The sequence below is a fragment of the Serratia sp. JSRIV006 genome (genome assembly GCF_019968685.1).
GTDB lineage: Bacteria > Pseudomonadota > Gammaproteobacteria > Enterobacterales > Enterobacteriaceae > Chania > Chania fonticola_B.
Window position 1 is genome coordinate 3323020 of record NZ_CP074137.1, and the last position, 19048, is coordinate 3342067.

The window sequence follows — 19048 nt, forward strand, 5'->3', positions numbered from 1 at the left end:
ACCACCCGAAGGTGGTTATAGGCAGGATTTTATCCCTTCTGTTCGTATCTTTACTCCTCGCCATGGATCCATTGAACCTCTCAGCGAGTAGAAATCAATCTTGGTTACGTCGCCATCACTGTAAACATCTGCATTATCTACCCCTGAAAGAACGCTGTAGTACTTTCCTGTTTTCTGTGATGAAACATCGTACCCAACCAAGGTGCGTTGCCAGGCAACCAAGATACACTCCTGAGTATCCTGAACCCCTTTATTTGTCGTAAAAGTCGCAACAATCTCTTGATCTTCTCTATAAGTGTAGGGGTTGACGCACCCCGTGAGAATGATCACCCCAAACGTCAGAAGTAGCCTTTTCATGTCCCTATCCCTTTAATATTTTGGGCTAAAGAGTAACAGGATCTCGTTGCTAACAAAACCGACAAGTAGACGACAGATGAGGTGAAAATAATGCTATATCATTGTAAATATTAGCTTTCCTATAATACTCATCCCCCCTTCATTTTTTATGAATAACCGAAAGCGCCATCGCTTCCATCACCCGGATATCTGTAAGAGCAGTTGCCTCATCCTCTACGCCGTGCAGCTTCATGACCCAGGGCAAGCAGTTGTAATCCAAACCAGTGACGCCACTCATGCCCGTGCGCCACTGTGTGGCCATAGCGCGGAACACTTCAAAAGACGGCCACACATCGGGCAGGATTTCCACTGGGTCAGAATCTATATCGTCCAGAGTCAACCCGAACGCGGCCAGTTCTTCCGGTGAGGGTTCAGGCGTATAGAATGCCGAGGCAACCGCTGTTAGTTTTTTTCACGCAACGCCATCAGCTCACGGGTATATGCCAACGCGATCGAGTCAAAGGCGCGTGGGTAGTTCTCCAATAACACCAAGACGTTTTCTTTCGTGAATTTTTCCGGCATCGCCCAGCCTTCAGCAATTTCACAGATAAATGACACCATCGGCGCATTGCTGTGCTTGCCTGCTTCACCCAGTTTTTCAGACTCTTCACGCAAGTTTTTTCCAACACTTCCAGATCGGCACGAGTTTTATGCTTGAACGTGAATGTCAGAACGCCATCCTCGGCCCCGGCACGGGGAATGGTCACATCAATTTTAAAAGTTGGGTTAGGGATAAGAGTAAATTTCATGTCGACACCTGTGATTAGTGGGGCGCAGTTCCCGCCCCAGTGAATTATTTGTCTTTGTAGAACGTCATGGTGCGGGACTGCACGGCGAGTGAAACCTGCACCGTTTCAACCGCGTTCACTGCGGTAGCCGGCTGCGGATCGAATGAAGAAATAGCGGACCAATAACGGGTTTCTTTCGCCTTTGGCACATACATGTAAAACGGCAACGTATCGCCCGAACGATCGCCAGCAAGCAGCACGCTGTAGATAGGCAGAGTGGAATCATGCGCAAAGGTGAACGTCTGTGTTTTCGCCGCTCGGAATGTGGCCAGATTGCGCTGGCGGTCATCCTCCAGGAATTGAATCTGCACATACTGCTGATCACCACCTGATGCGGCTACCTCAGTAATTTGCGGGATCTGCGTCCATTCAGTAACTTTCGTCAATGAGCCAGCGCCAGCACCCGCTGGAAAAAAGCTAACGTCAGAGGTATCAAGTGATCCGATAGTGACGGCGGTTGTTGTAGCCGTAGTGACCTTGGCAACCAGATTATCGATAAGCCCCCACCCTGATTTGATTAATACAATGTCACCAGCGGCCAACGTGCTGCCAGCGACCGTGAATACAGCCCCTTTTGCGTTGCTGACAGCCGATGTCGGCAACGCGGCGGCCATTTTGGAGCCAGCAAATACAACGGCCCCATTTGGTAATGCAAATCCCATAGTGGATTCTCCAATTTTTAGATAAGATTAAACCGCCGCAACGGTCGGTAAATTTGTATGTTCGTTTTAAATAATGCTATATGTTACTTATTTAAAAGGGTTTTTTATGGATAATAAAATCTACTTAAATGTTCCTTACAGTGAAAAGGATGAAGCAAAAAGCAAAGGAGCACGCTGGGATCCAAACGAAAAAAAGTGGTTTATTACTAATACCCATAATCAACTACCATTCTCAAGTTGGCTTGAAACCAAAGTTGAGAACACATCTGGCAGAAAACTCTATCCACCAATTTATTTGGTTCAATCTTTCGAACCTTGCTGGCGCTGCAGGCATTTCAGTCGTGTCTATTGCCTCGCTGATTCCAAGTTGAATTGTTTCTCTTATGTAGAACGAATCGGTGAAGATTTACTTTACGTTCTTGGCCCAAATGCTCCACGGTTCACATTGGATTATTCAAAACAGACAAATTCCAAGTACTTCATGAATCACTGTGAAAAATGTAATGCAAAGATGGGGGATTTTTTCATGCATTGTGAACCGGGCGGAGCTTTCTTTCCTGTTGATGAGGTAGAAGCGAAGAATGTCATTACTTATGAATTAAAAAGCATAACCTCTCCTGTTTTAATTGATGGAAAAAAAGGCTTTGTTTTACCCAGTTTGATTTATCGATTGGCTAAAAAGTCAATTATTTATTAACTGCCCTCGGTAGTTCATGCTAATTGGGAGCGAATACCGGGTTTCTGATGATATACCCCGGTAAATGGTCGGCGGGGTGTGTATGTAACAGGTTAACGGTCCTTCGGTCAGCATCATCCCCAAGGGGAACAATGCTTAGCGCTGGTGACAGGTCAACGGCGCGAGGATGTAGCGTTAATGCGTTTCGATCATGTCGTAGACGGACGTTTACAGATAAATCAGGGGAAAACTGGGGCTATGATTTCGTTACCCTTGGATCTGGAATTACGAGCAGTAAAGCTAAAGTTGGGGGCGGTAATTGATCGCTGCCGGCAGGCAAGCACCACAGATTTCATGATCAGCGCTGGTATCAGGAAAAACAGTCCAGACGGATCGCTTAATCCTGACAGCTTAACCAAAAAATTTGTTACGGCAAGGAAAGATGCGGGGATTACTTTGGAGGATAGCCCGCCCACATTCCACGAAATCCGGAGCCTGGCAGGAAGGTTATATGAGAGGGAGAAAGGGAAGGAGTTTGCCATGAAGTTACTGGGGCATAAATCGGAAAAAATGACCAATAAATACCTGGATACGAGGGGTAAAGAATACGTGATGCTATAAAAGACCGAGTATCAGTTTTCGGACAATTTTCGGACATTTTCGGACATTTTCGGACAGCGTCGTGCAAAGCATTGAAATTAAAGTAAAATAAAAAAAGACCGAGTACGATTCCTATACTCGGTCTAGGGAAAGGGCTCTTGGGAGAGAGCCGTGCGCTAAAAGTTGGCATTTATGCAAGGTTTGTTCAACCGTGCATTCTAAGAATAGTCCAAGGTGCCAGTTTTGCCAGCCCAGCGCACACAAGTGATAGTTACAAACAGAAATTAATTACGTACATCTCGTCACCACCCGTAAACTTTTGCATAAGTATCGGGTGGTTAGCTGATTAGTCAGCACACAGTTTTTCTGCTCTTTCGCGGAAAGGTTGCACATTCATTTTATGACCTGGGTTGTTGGCATCATCCAACAGGATCACATCCAGCGATTGGGCACGCTGCTGCCCCGCTTTCACCTGTGCTTCTGCTGCTTCATTGAGCGGATACTGCATCAGGGTGCTGTTGTTGAGCACGAACAAGGCAGCCCCTTTGCGACATTGCAGCGTGACTTCCTCTTTGGTGAACGCCCACTGTTTGCCGTACTCCAGCTTAGTGACGTTAACCAGCTTATCTGCCGCCAGCGCGCTCGACGCCGTTGCCAGCAGCGCAATACCAAGAATTACAGATTTCATGTTTTTGGCCTTAAGTTGCGATTTAAATCGATTTTCCCGCAGTTTGCGGGCATCCGGCAAGCCGCATTGTCATACCGGTGCATAGGTTGCAAATAAACTCACCAACAGCAGCACCGCTGCGCCCAACGCCACCTCAAGCCAACAGGCGACCACCAACCCGCGCTGTGCCAGATTGGGGGAGGTGCGCATTGCGGGGACGATAACGTAACGGTTTGCCAATGCCACCATCACCATCAATGCCACCAGCCCGGCTTTAACTAACAACAAGCGTTGATAGGCGGAATCGAGATCGACTGGCCAGCGGCCAAGGATGATCAGGCTGTTGATTATACCCGTGACGATCACCAGCACCACGGCAACATGGCCCCAGCGGGAGAAACGGATCAGGGTGGCGATAGCATCACTACGCCACTGCGGTTGTGGCAAGTAGCGCAGGCAAAACAACAACGGTAATAGGCTGCCGAACCAGTAGCCTGCCGCTAACAGGTGCAAGGCGTGGTTAACTCGGTGTGCAATCCCCAATATGCCCGCATGCATCGCCGCATGGCCGATAAACGCCATGTTGATCAGTAGCAGTGCCGAGCACAGCGCCAGCGCTTGCCCCCGCTTTGCCGCAGGCAACAGCAAGGCTAACAAGGCCAGCAGGGAAAACCCCAGATGCCAGCGCCAGGCCTCACCAAAGGTGGTGCCCAACACCGCCCACCATATGCTCAATTGCCAGGTATCCGCCCAGCCATCGCCCATCAATCCGGCCTGAATGGCCAGCATCAGCAAGGCGGTTAATGCGGAGATCCAGGTCGAGGCGAGCAGCAGCGGGCGCAAATCGCGGGTGATTATCGGGGAGAGGCGCTGTGGCGACAGGACGGCGGTGAACAGGCTGACGCCAAACATCAGCATCACCGCCGTAAAGTGCACAAAGCGACACAGCACAAACAGGGTCGCCAGAGTCATAGCTTAGTTAACGGTAAAGCTGTACTGACCTTTGGTTTTATGACCGTCAACGGAAACCACGTGCCAGCTGACCTGGTATTTCCCCGCAGCCAGTTCACTTTCAATCGGTACGTTAATCTGGGTGTTGTTGCTTGGCTCCAGATCCAGCTTGCCGGTTTTAACCACGGCGTTATCTGGGCCGGTCACTTTCACACCGCTGAAGTTAGGCTCAATGCCTTCGGAGAAATTCAGCGTCAACACTTTTGGCGCAGAGCTGACGGTGGCGTCTGCCGCCGGAGTCTGTACTTTCAGGTGGGCATGCGCCAACGCCTGCTGAGAAGACAAGCCGACAAACAGTACAAAAATGGTGGAAAGCAGGCGATAGGATGAACGAATTTTAGCGATCACGGAGGAGTCCTTTATCAATTATGTAGGTGATAAGGGCCAAGACCGGTTACGCGGAGCGATGTTTCCGCAGCCTCAACCCACCACTGTGATTGCGCCACGGGTAAACAGCAGAAGGAGTGGGTAACTCACTGTTATAACTCTCTACCTCCCGGTAGCGTATCGCGTTAAATCATAACGACGGTGAATCGGCAAGTCGAGCACATCACTGATATTTTGCGATCTGGCAGCACGTATCGCTATAGCAGTTCGATAAACGCAGGGCAAAAAAAAACCGCGTACGGTGAAAAGTACGCGGTTTTCAGATTGATGACAAAAGCGGGTTATCAGGCCTGACCGTTACCGCTTACTGCCTCAGCACCCATTCTCTTCAGATCTTTATCAATGAAGAACAGTGCCTTGCCGCTGTTGCCTACCAGCGCCAACTTGTCCAGAACGGATTTGAACAGCTTCTCTTCCTCGTGCTGTTCGGCAACGTACCATTGCAGGAAGTTGAAGGTTGAGTAGTCTTGTGTAGTCATAGCCACGTGCGCCAGCTCATTGATTTGACGAGTGATCAGTTGCTCATGCTCGTAAGTCTGCTGGAAAACGTCCGCCAGTGATTCAAACTCTACCGGGGGTGCAGAAATGCTGCCAATCAGTGGCAATGCCCCGGTATCACTGAGGTAATCGAACAGACGCTGCATATGCTGCATCTCTTCGCGTGAATGTTCTTTGAGGAATGCGGCAGCCCCTTCGAAGCCTTTATCACTGCACCAGGCGCTCATTTGCAAATACAAATTGGCGGAATAGAATTCCAGATTCAGTTGCTCATTCAGTTTCGTGGTCATTGCTTGCGTTAGCATGAGGATCCCTATTATTTTTGCAGGTCATAAACTTAATTGATCGCATTATGCCTTGATTAACACAAAATAAAAACACTTGATTTACATTCATTTATTTAAAAGTGAATTTACCCATAAATTCAATGCATTATAAAAAACTCAATTTAACATTAAATTATTATGATAATCATTTTCATCTTTATATTTGCAGGAAGACGAATCATTCTTATTTAACAAAATAAACCAACGTCATTAGGCTTAAACATTATATCACCCTGCTTTTTGTAATGACTCTATACTCAGAGTCTGAAGATACAGGGATATGTAGGCTTGAGAAACTTGCCAAGCGCGGCACGGTAGATTACCTTCTGCGCTGAGTTGCCGTTACACACAAGAAGGAGGATCCCATGGGTTACAATCTGGCAGAACTTTCCAAAGACGAAATGGACAAGGTGAACGTTGATCTGGCCGCGTCTGGAGTGGCATACAAGGAACGCTACAATATGCCGGTGATCCCTGAGATGGTGGAACGTGAGCAGCCAAAGCATCTGCAGGACTACTTCCGCGAGCGTGTGATGCACTATCGCGTCGAATCACACAAATTCTCTCGCCTGCCTTACGAGCCTAAAATGAAGTAATGACCCCTCACCCTAACCCTCTCCCACAGGGAGAGGGAACCGATCGAGTGTGTTTAAAATTTCTCGCGACTCACCTTGGATCAGGGGGCGATCGATTTTGCTAAAGTTACCGATTTACCTCCAAATGGGGGACCGATCGAGTGTGTTTACAATTTCTCGCGACTCACCTTGGGTCAGGAGGCGATCGATTTTGCTAAAGTTACCGATTTACCTCCAATAACGTCTCCCTCTCCCAGTGGGAAAGGGTTGTGCAAAACGGTCGGTAGCCAGCAGAGGAGGCGACCGATTTGCTAAAGTTACCGATTTACCTCCAAATGAGCAGGGACTAACAGCTCCCTCTCCCTATGGGAGAGGGTTGGGGTGAGGGGCCAGCAAAACGGTCGGTAGCCAGCATCAGCTGGTGCAAAATACCCGGTTCATCCGTGGAGTGCCCTGCCCCTTCGACAATATGCAGTTCAGCCTCAGGCCAAGCCTTGGCCAGATCCCAGGCGTTTTGCACCTGGCAGGCCATATCGTAACGGCCATGGACGATCACTGCAGGAATATGACGGATCAGCGGGACGTTGCTCAGCAGTTGGTCATCGCTGTCGAGAAAGCCCTGATGGCTAAAGTAGTGGTTCTCAATACGAGCAAAGGCCAGCGCGAAATCATCTTCGCCAAAGGAGGCGGAAGCACCGCTTGGCAATAGCGTTACCGTTTCCCCTTCCCACACGCTCCACAGTTTGGCAGCCTCAAGCTGCACTTGCAGATCCGGTGACGTCAGGCGTTGACGGTAGGCAGCAATCACGTCCTTGCGCTCTTCCTCCGAAAGGATAGACAGCACCCGCTCCCATTTATCCGGAAAGAAGCGGGAAGCGCCGTCTTGATAATACCAACTCAGTTCCTGCTTACGCAGCGTGAAGATCCCCCGCAGCACCATCTCACTGACGCGTTGCGGATGCGTCTGTGCATAGGCCAACGCCAGCGTGGAACCCCAGGAGCCACCAAAGACCAGCCACTGGTCCACTCCGGCCATGACACGCAGTCTTTCGAGATCGTCGACCAGATGCCAGGTGGTGTTATTGTCCAGGCTGGCATGCGGTTTGGAACGGCCACAGCCGCGCTGATCGAACAACAAAACCTTATAGCGTTGCGGGTCGAACAGCTGGCGATGATAAGGTGCGCTACCACCGCCAGGCCCACCGTGGATAAAGACCGCAGGCTTACCGTTTGGATTGCCGCTCAGCTCCCAGTAGATCCGGTGCCCATCTCCAGTATCCAGCCAACCGCTGTCATAGGCGGATAATGGCGGGTACAAACCTCGTAATTGTTCCATGGCGCGTACGTCTCTCTGTGAGTGATACCTTCATCAAAGCCGAAGCCGCTCATCAGGTCAACGGTAAAACGCGAAAACCTCCACCTATACCAACATGTTAGTGCGCGTTTGCTTAAAATGAAGTCGACTTGCTTTTACGCATATGGGGTTCGCGCATTTCTTGTGCGGTTTTGGCTTCAATACTCAGCTCTGCCGTGGGGCGCAATAACAGGCGTGGCAGGCCAATAGGCTCACCCGTTTCAAGGCAATAACCGAAATCACCGGTTTCCAGGCGCTGCAGGGCGGCGGCCATTTTGGGCAGCAGGCGGGTTTCCCGATCCAATTGGCGGAACAGCAGGCGCAGATCTTCTTCGCGCGCGGCTTTATCCGCTTCGTCACCACTGATATCGCCGCTGTCGATATCACGTTTCAGCACGTCGATGTGCTGCCAGAGTTTTTGTTGCTCGTCCAATAGGCGTTGGCGGAAAAACGCCCGCTGCTCCGTATTCATGTAATCAGATTCTGGCATCGCCAGCAGTTGTTGCTCGCTTAATAATGTCATGACTGTCATGGCACACTCCGTGTACATAAGTTTGTTACATTATAACATTTTTAACACATAAAGGTTAATAATAAATAATCATTGGATAAACAAGGCGTTGACGTTTCCATACCCTTTGCTGCTTGCATATGATGGTCGCTAGGGGGTTAATGGTCCGGCAAGCCACCCAACCATAGGTTAACCAAGAGGCCATCATGAGTAAGGGAATGGACAGCAAGAAAAATGCGAAGAAGAAGCCGTTGAAAACCCCAGCCGAGAAAAAAGCGGAGAAACGTTCCAAAAAAGGACAGGCGTCTACATCTGGTGAGTAAATCAGTTTCTGACCGTAGTTAAACCCGCCAAGGCGGGTTTTTTGTTGCCTGCGAAAAGACAGGTTGGCATCGCAACCCCATATCGTTAAGCTAGGCAGTAGACTTTAGCTGGGAACATCATGATGTTACGTGTAATCGATACTGAAACCTGTGGGCTAGACGGCGGCGTAGTGGAAGTCGCTTCCGTTGACGTGATCGACGGGCAAATCACTAATCCGATGAGCGACCTGATCAGCCCAGACCGGCCTATCGGCCTGGACGCCATGGCCATTCACCACATCACCGAGCAGATGGTTGAGGGCAAGCCGCGTATCGCCGTCGCTATTGGGCGTTATCAGGGCAGCCAATATTATGTTGCGCACAACGCCGCCTTTGATCGTGCCATGCTGCCGGAAATGAACGGTGCCTGGATTTGTACCCTCAAGCTGGCACGTACGCTGTACCCAGACATTAAATATGGTAATCAATACCTGCGCTATGCGCTGAATCTGGATGTACAACTGCCGCAGGATACCGCGCTTTATCCACACCGCGCACTGTACGACTGCTACGTCACCGCCGCACTGCTGCAACGCATTGTGCAAGACTCCGGTTGGACGCCAGAACAGATGCTGGAAATCACCGAGCAGCCGGTATTGTTGAAAAAATTCAAGTTCGGCAAATATCGTGGGCAATCTATTGAGCAGGTTGCGCTGGACGATCCTGGCTATCTGCGTTGGATGCTGAAATCCATCGACGATCTCAGCCCGGATATGAAACACACGTTGAAATACTATCTGTTGGGTTAATCAGGCGGGCAGTCTCCTGCCCGCGATGATTTATTCCGCCAGCGCCAGAATAAACGCATATTCCAGCGCAATATCTTCGTAAGCCTTAAAGCGCCCAGACTTGCCGCCGTGGCCGGCATCCATATCGGTATACAGCAGCAGTTGGCGATCGTCGGTTTTCAACTCACGCAGTTTCGCTACCCACTTGGCAGGCTCCCAGTATTGCACCTGCGAATCATGCAGCCCGGTGGTGACCAGCATATGCGGATAATCCTGCGCTTTCACCTGGTCGTAAGGGCTGTACTGCAAGATGTAATCGTAATACGCCTTGTCCTTTGGATTGCCCCACTCGTCATATTCACCGGTGGTGAGCGGGATGGACTCATCCAGCATGGTGGTGACCACGTCCACAAACGGCACCTGAGCCACGACGCCATTGAACAGCTCAGGAGCCTGGTTGACTACCGCGCCCATCAGCAAGCCACCGGCACTGCCCCCCATCGCGAACACCCGGTCAGCATCGCCATAGCCCTGCTCTACCAGCGCCTTGGTGACGTCGATAAAGTCGCTAAAGGTATTTTGCTTGTTGAACAGCTTGCCGTCTTCATACCAGAGCTGCCCCAGCTCGGCACCGCCGCGAATATGCGCCAGCGCGAAGACAAAACCGCGATCCAGCAGGCTGAGGCGGCTGGCACTGAATGCAGGATCCATGCTGCTGCCATAGGAGCCGTAGGCATAGACCATCAGCGGGTTCGTCCCATGTGCGAAGCGGTCAGCACGGTAAACCAAAGATACCGGTACCTCAACGCCGTCACGGGCTTTCACCCACACGCGCTCGCTACGGTAATCTTCCGCCGTGAAGTTTTTCACTTCCTGCTGCTTGAGCAACTCCCGCTCGCCGCTGTCCAGATTCAGCTCATACAGCGTAGTTGGCGTGGTCATGGAGGAATAGCCGTAACGCAGCAGCTCGGTTTCCGGGTCTGGATTGTAAGCCAGCCATGTGACATAGGTCGGATCGTCAAAAGCGATGCGCTTGTCTTCACCGCTCTGCCAGTGGATTTGGCGCAGCTGGGTCAGCCCGGCGATGCGCTCCTCCACCACCAGCCAGTCACGGAACAGGCTGAACCCTTCGAGCATGACATCGGTGCGCGGGGCAATCAGTTCCTGCCATTGGCTTTCCTCAGCCTGCTCGCTCTGATACAGGCCAAAGTTCTTGCCGTTTCTGTTAGAACGAATGTAGAAATGCTCACGGTAGTGATCGATGGCATATTCGTGATCTTTGCGGCGCGGCGCAAACATCTGCGGCTTGCTGTCTGCACTGTTCGCATCCAGCAGCAGGATCTCTGAGGTGGTGGTGCTGCTGAGGTGGATCAGAATAAAGCGCTCGGAGGTGGTTTTTTCCAGGCTGACGTAGAAAGTGTCATCCTGTTCCTCGTAGATCAGCACGTCCTGCTGCGGATCGCTACCCACCACGTGGCGATAGACCTGATACGGCAGCAATGTCTTGGCGTGTTTACGCACGTAGTAGACGGTGGCGGAGTCATTCGCCCACTCGAAGTTGCCAGAGGTGTTTTCCAGCACCTCATCGGCCCAGCTATCGTCGCGTAGGTCCTTGAAACGGATATCGTATTGGCGGCGTGACAGGAAATCCTCCGCCACGGCCAGGCGCTGGTTGTCCGGGCTGACATCCAACCCGCCCAGCGTATAGAATTCGTGCCCTTCCGCACGCTGGTTGCCATCGAGCAAGGTGTCCCAAAGCTCGGTAGCCGCTGCAGGCTGGCGCACATACAGCGCATATTCATTACCCGGCTCATAGCGGGTCTGATAGCGGAAACCACGCCTGACGTAAGGTACGGAATGTTCCTGCTGTGGGATGCGCGCGACCATCTCCTGATACAGAGTTTCACGCAGCGCCTGTTGCGGCTTTAGCTGAGCGTCGGTGTAGGCATTTTCGGCCCGCAAATAATCCAATACCTGAGGATCGGTACGTTCGTCATCGCGCAGCCAGTAGTAGTCATCCACACGCGTGTCGCCATGGATAGTGATGGGATAAGGACGTTTTTCTGCCTTGGGAGGTGTCATCATTGCTAAATCATCCGCTTACTTTGATTAAGGCAAGAATGACACGAATTTCACAAGGTTAACAAGCCGCGTAAGTAAATGGGCGCAGCATGCAGCGCCCCTACGCAGTGAACCGGTTAGGTTTGTCAGCATCTCATCGCAATGTGAGATGGCGTACCGCATCAGCGCTTGGTAAACGCGATGACAAACAGCTCATCCAGCCCTGGGTAGATATCCTGGATCACCTGCTTGAGTTCGCTGAGCGTCATATTCTCCTGCTGCGCATGTTCACGCGTTAGCTCATCCAGGCGCACCGGCGTTACCGACTTTACCTCGATATAACAGAAAAATACGCCGTCTTCGTTACGGCTGACGCGCAGCACCTCGTTCGGCTGGAAGTCAGCTTCGCTGGCATCCCGAATGGTGATGGTTTTGCGCCCGGCCAGAATATCTTGCTCAAAACGGCTGAAGAAGGTTATCTCACGGGACATGCTGGATCCTTGGTTATCATCATGTTGCTGTACCACTGCTTAGGCGGCCTGCTGCTCTTCTGACGCAGCGCCTTCTTCCGGAGCGGCGGCAGGTTTCTCACCTTTGGTTTTGGCTGGTTTTTTGGCGGCTTCTTGCGGGGCACCACCACGCAGGATCTGCGCCAGCACATCTTTGTGTTCCGCCAGGAAGAAGCTCAACCCTTCACGCTGTTCTTCTTCCAGCGAGACTGGCGCTTGCTGCAACCATTCACCGAGGCTATCGGCCAGATCCAACATTTTGTCGTAGGCATCGGCTTCTTTCTTGTTTGCGAAAGTCATTTTTTCCTCACCGTTTCTCACTACTACATATTTCACTTCAACAGCCATGAGCATCTTCCTCAAAGGTTATGATACTGTATTTTTATACAGTATAGAGTGATTTCGGGCAGGGCTGCAAGCGCCCTGCCGTTTATTATTTCAACAGCCGCACTTTGCAGCTCTTGCCTTTGATCTTACCTTGCTGAAGCTGTTGCAGTGCCTTACGGGCGCTGGCCTTACGGATAGCCACATAGGCATGCACCGGGAACATGTCGATCTTGCCGACTTCTGCCGCCGTTAGCCCGGCGTCACCGGTCAACGCCCCAAGAATATCGCCAGGGCGGATTTTTGCCTTGCGGCCACCGTCTATGCAAAGGGTGACCATTTCCGCTTCCAGCGGCGTGTTAGGCGCCCCGCTCAGCTCAGACACTGGCGACCATTTTGCGCGCATGGACAGATACTCTTCGAGAGCATGAACACGCACCATTTCCTGCGGCGTACACAGGCTGATTGCCAACCCACTCAGACCGGCACGGCCAGTACGGCCAATGCGGTGGACGTGAACCTCAGGGTCAAACGACAACTCGTAGTTGACCACCAGCTCCAATTCTTTGATATCCAGACCACGCGCGGCCACGTCGGTCGCCACCAGTACACGGCAACTACGGTTGGCAAAGCGAACCAGCACCTGGTCACGATCGCGTTGTTCAAGATCGCCATGTAGCGCCATGCAGCTGATATCACGGGCTTCCAGCGCTTCATACACGCTCTGGCAATCACGCTTGGTGTTACAGAACACCACGCAGGATGCTGGCTGATAATGGCGGATGGCGCTCACCAGCACCGCAGGACGCTGATCGCGAGTGGTTTCATAGAAACGTTGTTCGATAGAGGCTTGCTCATCGCCATCTTCAACCTCCACATTCAGTGGCTGGCGTTGCACACGGGCGCTAATACGTTCAATGCCCGCCGGATAGGTGGCAGAAAACAGCAGGGTCTGGCGCTGTGGCGGCGTGTAGCTGATCACATCATCGATATCATCGGCAAAGCCCATGTCCAACATGCGGTCGGCCTCATCCAGCACCAGCACGGTCATCTCGTCCAGCACCAGGTTTTTTTTGCGCAGATGCTCCTGCACCCGGCCCGGCGTACCCACCACAATGTGTGGCGCATGCACCAGGGAGTCGAGCTGTGGCCCCACCGGCTGGCCACCGCACAGGGTCAGTATCTTGATGTTCTGGGTAAAGCGGGCCAGGCGACGCAGCTCTTTGCTCACCTGATCGGCCAGCTCACGCGTCGGGCACAGAATAAGCGCCTGGGTGGCCACTTTGGCAACGTTGATTTTATCCAGCAGGCCGATGCCAAATGCCGCCGTTTTACCGCTACCGGTTTTCGCTTTGGCACGTACGTCCTGCCCGTTCAGGATGGCAGGCAGCGCTGCGGCCTGTACCGGCGTCATTTCGGCATACCCCAGTTCGTTGAGGTTGGCCAACTGTTCAGCTGGCAGCGGCAGGGAAGAAAAAGAAACTGTGCTCACGGCAATAACTCTTATATAGCAAGTGGAAAGGCGGCGCTGCGCTTGGCTGGCACCGGATCAGGCGCAGATGATAACAGAGTTGGTGGGGTTTCCGGATTTCGGCGTTAAAAAAAGCGGTTATTATGCACCGCTGGTCGTACGCAATCGTTTTCGTATATACTGCGCGCTCAGTGTCAGACCCGTGAATTCATTCAGATCCAGGTATCAGACTATGTTAACTATTGGAACCGCCCTGCGTCCTGCCGCCACCCGCGTTATGCTACTCGGCTCAGGCGAGCTGGGCAAAGAAGTGGCCATCGAATGCCAGCGTTTAGGCTTGGAAGTGATTGCCGTTGACCGTTATGCCGATGCCCCAGCCATGCATGTGGCACACCGCAGCCACGTCATCAATATGCTGGATGGCGCGGCGCTAAAAGCGTTGATCGAACAGGAACGCCCCGATTTTATCGTGCCGGAAATAGAGGCTATCGCTACCAGCATGCTGGTTGAGTTGGAGCAACAGGGCCATAATGTAGTCCCCTGCGCCGAAGCCACACGTCTAACCATGAACCGTGAAGGTATTCGCCGTCTGGCCGCTGAAACGCTGGAGCTGCCAACCTCCAGCTACCGCTTTGCCGATAACGAGCAAAGCTTCCGCCAAGCGGTGGCCGAAATTGGTTACCCTTGTATCGTCAAGCCGGTGATGAGCTCATCCGGAAAAGGGCAAAGCCTGATCCGTGAAGAGCAGCAACTGGGCGCAGCATGGGATTACGCACAGCTCGGTGGGCGCGCTGGCGGAGGCAGGGTCATTGTTGAAGGGCTGGTCAAATTTGATTTCGAGATCACTCTGCTGACCATCAACGCCGTCGATGGCGTACATTTCTGTGAGCCGATCGGCCACCGTCAGGAAGATGGAGATTACCGCGAGTCCTGGCAACCGCAACGGATGTCAGAGCTGGCATTAAGCCGTGCTCAGGCGATCGCCGCAAAAGTGGTTAACGCACTGGGTGGATTTGGCCTGTTCGGCGTTGAGCTGTTCGTCTGCGGTGATGAGGTGATTTTCAGCGAGGTCTCACCACGCCCGCACGACACCGGCATGGTCACGCTGATTTCGCAGGATCTGTCAGAGTTTGCTCTGCATGTGCGCGCTTTCCTCGGGCTGCCTATTAACGCGATACGCCAGTTCGGGCCCGCCGCCTCTGCGGTGATCCTGCCGGAGCTAAGCAGCGACAACGTGCGCTTCAGCGGGTTGGAGACGGCACTGAATGGTTATAATCAGGTGCGGTTATTCGGTAAACCGAACATCGAGGGCAAACGCCGGATGGGCGTTGCACTGGCCGTTGCGCCAGAAGTAGAGCAAGCGGTAGAGCTAGCCAAACAGGCTGCTGCTGCGGTGACGGTGCAAGGGTAAACCGGTTGGGGGTTCGGGACGCCGACCCCCGCTAACGTCAGTAGTTTTCGTCGTCTTCGCTATCTTCGTCCAGATACTCGGTCGGTTCTTCCTGCTGCTGTTCTTCTTCTTCATCGTCGAACATCACGCTAACCTGATCGCCCTGATGTTTTTCGCGGATTTCTTGCGCCACAGTCGCGATGGCCTCTCCGCTGCTCATGCCCTGCCCCATCAGCAGATGGATACGTTCAGCAGCTTCCTGCTGTTCTTGGTGACTCAGTGACGGCATACCTGCAAGCATGTATTTCTCCCCGGTAAAATAGGTGTGAATTATACGCGCTAACGACGAAGATCCCTACACCTGTTATTCGCTGGCCCGCAAGGGGATCGCGTTATCAATGCGCCACTGTTTTAAGCGATGCAGCCACAGCATCACATGCCAGGTCTGCTTGATACCTCGCATATTGTCGATCATCATCCGCTGAATGCCGCGCCGGTAGAAATCTTCAGCGATCTGTTGTTGCGCCTGCAGTTCGGGCTCACGGCGAATACTATGGCAAATCCCCAGAGCTTCACGCGCGATTTGCCAGTGGAAGGCCGCACAAATCGGGATCTTGCTGCTGTAACGCTGATTCAGCGCCACCAGCATCTCGACGATTTTCATATAGTGGCGCTGGTACTCGACGTTCGCCTGCCCGGTACGCCGACGGTTGCTGATCGAGCGGTCGTGTACCCGTTGGCGATATAGCGGTTTGCTCAGGTATTTCACTCGTTGAGCATTGAACATTACCTCGGTGGTCCACGGGATATCCTGGTGGTGTAAACCAGGTTCGAAATAAAGTTGGTGCTGCTTGATAAAATCCAGGCGATACACGGCTAACCACACCACATGAATAAAGCGTCGTGATTTCAACGCCATTTCCAACCACTGCGCGCCAGAAATAACCGCCGTATCTTTCAAGCGCCCAACAGGAATAATGGGGTTCACATCACCATTATTTGCAAAATAGCGTTCTCCGTTACATTGCATCACGTCTAATTGATGTTCTTCGGCTAATGTAAGCAGCGTTGAATATATTTTTGGATGCAATAAGTCATCGGCATCGGGGAAGGCAACATATTTGCCACGGGCCACGGCCAGCCCAGCATTGCGGGCATTGGAAACCCCTGAATTGGGCTGGTCGATGACCTTGATATGCGGATGCTGCGCAGCGTAGCGGTGCGCGATCTCTCCTGATCCGTCGGTGGAACCATCGTTAACGATGATCACCTCCAACTGCTGCTCATCTTGCGCCAGCAATGAATTCAAGAAAGGAATAAATAGCTCCCCTACATTATGCAAAGGAACAATAACGCTTAATTTTAATGACATTGCCGCCTCACCTGCAGAATGATTTTCGGGTGAAAAAGATAATTTTGAATTTATTTTTACTTATTAGAGCATTCATCGCGGAAATTTATTCCGGTGAATATAGGCGAGATTTTTACATGTTATAATATGGCAGACGTGGCAAAAAATGCTCCATTTACGCTTGGTTTACTTTTCATCCGGCTAATCTGTAAGCAGCACCCTATAGCGTAATGTGGCAGAATGGCTGCCAACACCGCTGTTTACGTAAGTCAGGTTGATTGATCCTATGAATGTCACCGCCCCAAACCTTAAATCGTTACCCTATACGCGCGAAGCCGTATTAACGCTGTTCGCTCCATTGGCACAACGGCCTTGGGCTATGCTGCTGCATTCAGGCTTTGCCGAGCACCCGCATAACCGGTTTGACATTCTGGTGGCAGAACCGCGCACCACGCTGACGACTTGCGGTGCCAGCACCGAGATCCAGCAGGGAGAGACTCGCAGTCACTCACCGGAAGATCCCTTTGTGCTGTTGCAGCAACAGCTAGATGCTCTCAACCTGCATCCGCCACTGAACGGCGAACTGCCCTTTCAAGGGGGAGCGCTGGGGCTATTTGGCTATGATTTGGGGCGACGTATCGAAGCATTGCCGCAGTTGGCACAGGCCGATATCAAGCTGCCGGATATGGCGGTGGGTATTTATGACTGGGCCCTGATCGCCGATCATCATCAGCAAAAACTGACCCTGCTCAGCTATGGGGATGTAGAACAGCGCTGGCAATGGCTTAACCAGCAGCGGGTTGTGCCACAGCCCCCCTTCGCACTGACCGGCAACTGGCAGGCCAACATGACGCGCCAACAATATGGCGAAAAATTCCGGCGGATCCAGAGCTATCTGCGCAGTGGCGATTGCTATCAGATCAATTTGGCTCAGCGTTTTTCCGCCCCGTACCAAGGGGACGAATGGCAGGCATTCCAGCAGCTAAGCGCCAGCAACCGTGCACCGTTCTCCGCGTTCCTGCGCCTGCCCGCCAACGCGGTGTTGAGCGTTTCACCAGAACGTTTCCTGTGGTTGGCCGATCGGCAGATCCAGACCAGGCCCATCAAAGGCACACTACCCCGCCTTGCCGATGCCGCGCTGGATGCAGAACAGGCACAAAAGTTGGCCAATTCCCCCAAGGACCGGGCCGAAAATCTGATGATTGTCGATCTGCTGCGTAATGACATTGGCCGTGTGGCAGAGCCTGGCAGCGTCAAGGTGCCGGAACTGTTCGTGGTTGAGCCGTTCCCGGCGGTACATCATCTGGTCAGTACCATTACGGCCACCCTGCCCGCTAACCGCTCGGCTAGCGAGCTGTTGCGCGCCTGTTTTCCCGGCGGATCGATTACCGGCGCGCCCAAAGTGCGAGCAATGGAAATCATCGAAGAGTTGGAGCCGCAGCGTCGTAATGCCTATTGTGGCAGCATTGGCTATCTCAGCGTTTGCGGTACCATGGACACCAATATCACCATCCGCACCCTGATTGCCGAAAACGGGCGCATCAGCTGTTCTGCAGGTGGTGGCATCGTTGCAGATAGTCAGGAACAGGCGGAGTATCAGGAAACCTTTGATAAGGTAGGCCGTATCTTGCCACAGCTGGGGGAGTTTACCGTTTCGTGAGCCATCAGGACTATCCGGCCTCATTGGCCGATTTTATCAGCCGCTTTCAACTGCAACAGCCGCAGGCGATGCAGATCTCCCACAACTCGCGTCCAGCCGCCGTGCTGATCCCGATCGTTTGTCGGCCAGAACCGACCCTGTTGCTCACCCGCCGCGCCGATTCACTGCGTAAACACGCGGGTCAAGTGGCCTTCCCCGGCGGTAAAACCGATGCTGAAGACGGTTCTCCCATCGTTACCGCACTGCGTGAAGCGCAGGAAGAAGTGGCGATCCCGCCGCAGCGGGTGCACATCCTCGGCCAGTTGGCCCCGCTCGACAGCAGCACCGGTTTTCAGGTGACACCGGTGGTGGGCCTGATCCCGGCAGATGTGGCGTTTCATGCCAACGAAGATGAGGTCGCCGAGGTGTTCGAAATCCCGCTGCAAGAAGCGCTGCGGCTCTCACGCTATTATCCACTGGACATTCATCGTGGCGGCCACGCACATCGAGTCTATCTTTCCTGGTATCAGAGCCAGTTCGTCTGGGGTCTGACGGCCGCGATTATTCGCCGCCTGGCACAGCAAGTCAGCCTTTGAATCGGGCATTTTTTGAGACATACATCACGTTAAAGCCGGGATTACCTGTCGTTTTGAGTATAAAGCGATCGCTATCACTCCAGCAGTCTGTTTTATCAACTACCGTTACCGCTATCGATGTTTTAAAAAAACTGTAAACTCTCTCTTCAACCTTACGAAATACCTG

At 52.5% G+C, this 19048-nt stretch carries 22 protein-coding genes and 2 pseudogenes; 7 read left to right on the plus strand and 17 right to left on the minus strand.

Features of this window, described 5'->3' with window-relative positions:
* Nucleotides 1-15: 15 nt before the first annotated feature.
* From KGP16_RS15380 to KGP16_RS15395, 4 genes and pseudogenes are all read right to left on the minus strand, one after another.
* Entirely contained in the window at nucleotides 16-357 is a 342-nt protein-coding gene (locus tag KGP16_RS15380; protein ID WP_223497842.1) for a hypothetical protein, read from the minus strand.
* Between the two features lie 139 nt (nucleotides 358-496).
* Nucleotides 497-706: a DUF1799 domain-containing protein gene (locus tag KGP16_RS15385; RefSeq protein WP_371822027.1), complete on the minus strand. Its 210-nt coding sequence runs from the start codon at nucleotides 704-706 to the stop codon at nucleotides 497-499.
* A gap of 92 nt (nucleotides 707-798) precedes the next feature.
* Nucleotides 799-1145 (minus strand): annotated as a pseudogene (locus KGP16_RS15390) (phage tail assembly chaperone).
* 44 nt (nucleotides 1146-1189) lie between these two features.
* Entirely contained in the window at nucleotides 1190-1846 is a 657-nt protein-coding gene (locus KGP16_RS15395; protein WP_223497844.1) for a phage tail protein, read from the minus strand.
* A gap of 106 nt (nucleotides 1847-1952) precedes the next feature.
* Here KGP16_RS15395 and KGP16_RS15400 point away from each other — a divergent pair, with 106 nt between their 5' ends.
* On the plus strand, nucleotides 1953-2543 hold the full coding sequence (locus KGP16_RS15400) for a DUF5710 domain-containing protein (protein WP_223497845.1): 591 nt from the start codon (nucleotides 1953-1955) through the stop codon (nucleotides 2541-2543).
* On the opposite strand, the gene KGP16_RS27690 is transcribed toward KGP16_RS15400, so the two are convergent.
* Nucleotides 2529-2660 (minus strand): hypothetical protein, encoded by a 132-nt coding sequence (locus KGP16_RS27690; protein ID WP_371822028.1) that lies wholly within the window; start codon nucleotides 2658-2660, stop codon nucleotides 2529-2531. The two genes, KGP16_RS15400 and KGP16_RS27690, sit on opposite strands and share 15 nt — an antisense overlap.
* 18 nt (nucleotides 2661-2678) lie before the next feature.
* Between KGP16_RS27690 and KGP16_RS15405 the strand changes: the two are divergent.
* A pseudogene (locus KGP16_RS15405) lies at nucleotides 2679-3143 on the plus strand (tyrosine-type recombinase/integrase); the annotation flags it as partial.
* 325 nt (nucleotides 3144-3468) lie between these two features.
* On the opposite strand, the gene KGP16_RS15410 reads toward KGP16_RS15405, so the two are convergent.
* The 4 genes from KGP16_RS15410 to ftnA all read right to left on the minus strand — a co-directional run bounded on the left by KGP16_RS15410 (nucleotide 3469) and on the right by ftnA (nucleotide 5990).
* Complete coding sequence (locus KGP16_RS15410; RefSeq protein ID WP_071683295.1) at nucleotides 3469-3810, minus strand: YebY family protein; 342 nt, start codon at nucleotides 3808-3810, stop codon at nucleotides 3469-3471.
* A 69-nt stretch (nucleotides 3811-3879) separates the two neighbouring features.
* A complete protein-coding gene (copD, locus tag KGP16_RS15415; RefSeq protein WP_223497905.1) occupies nucleotides 3880-4761 on the minus strand; it encodes a copper homeostasis membrane protein CopD in 882 nt (293 codons plus the stop codon).
* Between the two features lie 3 nt (nucleotides 4762-4764).
* Entirely contained in the window at nucleotides 4765-5148 is a 384-nt protein-coding gene (gene yobA / locus KGP16_RS15420) for a CopC domain-containing protein YobA (protein ID WP_223497906.1), read from the minus strand.
* 323 nt (nucleotides 5149-5471) lie between these two features.
* Nucleotides 5472-5990: a non-heme ferritin gene (gene ftnA, locus KGP16_RS15425; RefSeq protein ID WP_021806759.1), complete on the minus strand. Its 519-nt coding sequence runs from the start codon at nucleotides 5988-5990 to the stop codon at nucleotides 5472-5474.
* 386 nt (nucleotides 5991-6376) lie between these two features.
* Between ftnA and KGP16_RS15430 the strand changes: the two genes are divergently transcribed.
* A complete protein-coding gene (locus tag KGP16_RS15430; RefSeq protein ID WP_209526777.1) occupies nucleotides 6377-6607 on the plus strand; it encodes a DNA polymerase III subunit theta in 231 nt (76 codons plus the stop codon).
* 325 nt (nucleotides 6608-6932) lie between these two features.
* On the opposite strand, the gene pip is transcribed toward KGP16_RS15430, so the two are convergent.
* Both pip and KGP16_RS15440 read right to left on the minus strand, forming a co-directional pair.
* Nucleotides 6933-7922 carry a prolyl aminopeptidase gene (gene pip, locus KGP16_RS15435; protein WP_121607109.1) on the minus strand — a complete coding sequence of 330 codons (990 nt, stop codon included), beginning with the start codon at nucleotides 7920-7922 and terminating at the stop codon, nucleotides 6933-6935.
* A 112-nt stretch (nucleotides 7923-8034) separates the two neighbouring features.
* Nucleotides 8035-8472: a TraR/DksA C4-type zinc finger protein gene (locus KGP16_RS15440; protein WP_021806760.1), complete on the minus strand. Its 438-nt coding sequence runs from the start codon at nucleotides 8470-8472 to the stop codon at nucleotides 8035-8037.
* 421 nt (nucleotides 8473-8893) lie between these two features.
* Here KGP16_RS15440 and exoX point away from each other — a divergent pair, with 421 nt between their 5' ends.
* Nucleotides 8894-9562 (plus strand): exodeoxyribonuclease X, encoded by a 669-nt coding sequence (gene exoX / locus KGP16_RS15445; protein WP_021806761.1) that lies wholly within the window; start codon nucleotides 8894-8896, stop codon nucleotides 9560-9562.
* A 30-nt stretch (nucleotides 9563-9592) separates the two neighbouring features.
* Here the strand turns inward: exoX and KGP16_RS15450 are convergent, their stop codons facing one another.
* The 4 genes from KGP16_RS15450 to dbpA all read right to left on the minus strand — a co-directional run bounded on the left by KGP16_RS15450 (nucleotide 9593) and on the right by dbpA (nucleotide 13927).
* Nucleotides 9593-11626 carry a S9 family peptidase gene (locus KGP16_RS15450; protein WP_223499942.1) on the minus strand — a complete coding sequence of 678 codons (2034 nt, stop codon included), beginning with the start codon at nucleotides 11624-11626 and terminating at the stop codon, nucleotides 9593-9595.
* A gap of 158 nt (nucleotides 11627-11784) precedes the next feature.
* Nucleotides 11785-12093 (minus strand): N(4)-acetylcytidine aminohydrolase, encoded by a 309-nt coding sequence (yqfB, locus tag KGP16_RS15455; RefSeq protein ID WP_021806763.1) that lies wholly within the window; start codon nucleotides 12091-12093, stop codon nucleotides 11785-11787.
* A 39-nt stretch (nucleotides 12094-12132) separates the two neighbouring features.
* A complete protein-coding gene (locus tag KGP16_RS15460; protein WP_021181047.1) occupies nucleotides 12133-12459 on the minus strand; it encodes a YebG family protein in 327 nt (108 codons plus the stop codon).
* A gap of 85 nt (nucleotides 12460-12544) precedes the next feature.
* Complete coding sequence (gene dbpA, locus KGP16_RS15465) at nucleotides 12545-13927, minus strand: ATP-dependent RNA helicase DbpA (protein ID WP_223499943.1); 1383 nt, start codon at nucleotides 13925-13927, stop codon at nucleotides 12545-12547.
* A 211-nt stretch (nucleotides 13928-14138) separates the two neighbouring features.
* Between dbpA and purT the strand changes: the two genes are divergently transcribed.
* Nucleotides 14139-15317, plus strand: a complete 1179-nt coding sequence (gene purT, locus KGP16_RS15470; protein ID WP_094982826.1) for a formate-dependent phosphoribosylglycinamide formyltransferase — start codon at nucleotides 14139-14141, stop codon at nucleotides 15315-15317.
* Nucleotides 15318-15354: 37 nt separating this feature from the next.
* On the opposite strand, the gene KGP16_RS15475 is transcribed toward purT, so the two are convergent.
* Both KGP16_RS15475 and KGP16_RS15480 read right to left on the minus strand, forming a co-directional pair.
* Complete coding sequence (locus KGP16_RS15475) at nucleotides 15355-15597, minus strand: YoaH family protein (RefSeq protein WP_021806766.1); 243 nt, start codon at nucleotides 15595-15597, stop codon at nucleotides 15355-15357.
* A 63-nt stretch (nucleotides 15598-15660) separates the two neighbouring features.
* Nucleotides 15661-16668: a glycosyltransferase gene (locus tag KGP16_RS15480; RefSeq protein ID WP_223499944.1), complete on the minus strand. Its 1008-nt coding sequence runs from the start codon at nucleotides 16666-16668 to the stop codon at nucleotides 15661-15663.
* Nucleotides 16669-16933: 265 nt separating this feature from the next.
* Here KGP16_RS15480 and pabB point away from each other — a divergent pair, with 265 nt between their 5' ends.
* On the plus strand, nucleotides 16934-18307 hold the full coding sequence (pabB, locus tag KGP16_RS15485) for an aminodeoxychorismate synthase component 1 (RefSeq protein WP_209526771.1): 1374 nt from the start codon (nucleotides 16934-16936) through the stop codon (nucleotides 18305-18307).
* Complete coding sequence (locus tag KGP16_RS15490) at nucleotides 18304-18882, plus strand: CoA pyrophosphatase (protein ID WP_021806769.1); 579 nt, start codon at nucleotides 18304-18306, stop codon at nucleotides 18880-18882. Before pabB ends, KGP16_RS15490 begins: the two co-directional genes overlap by 4 nt.
* Nucleotides 18883-19048 lie beyond the last annotated feature (166 nt).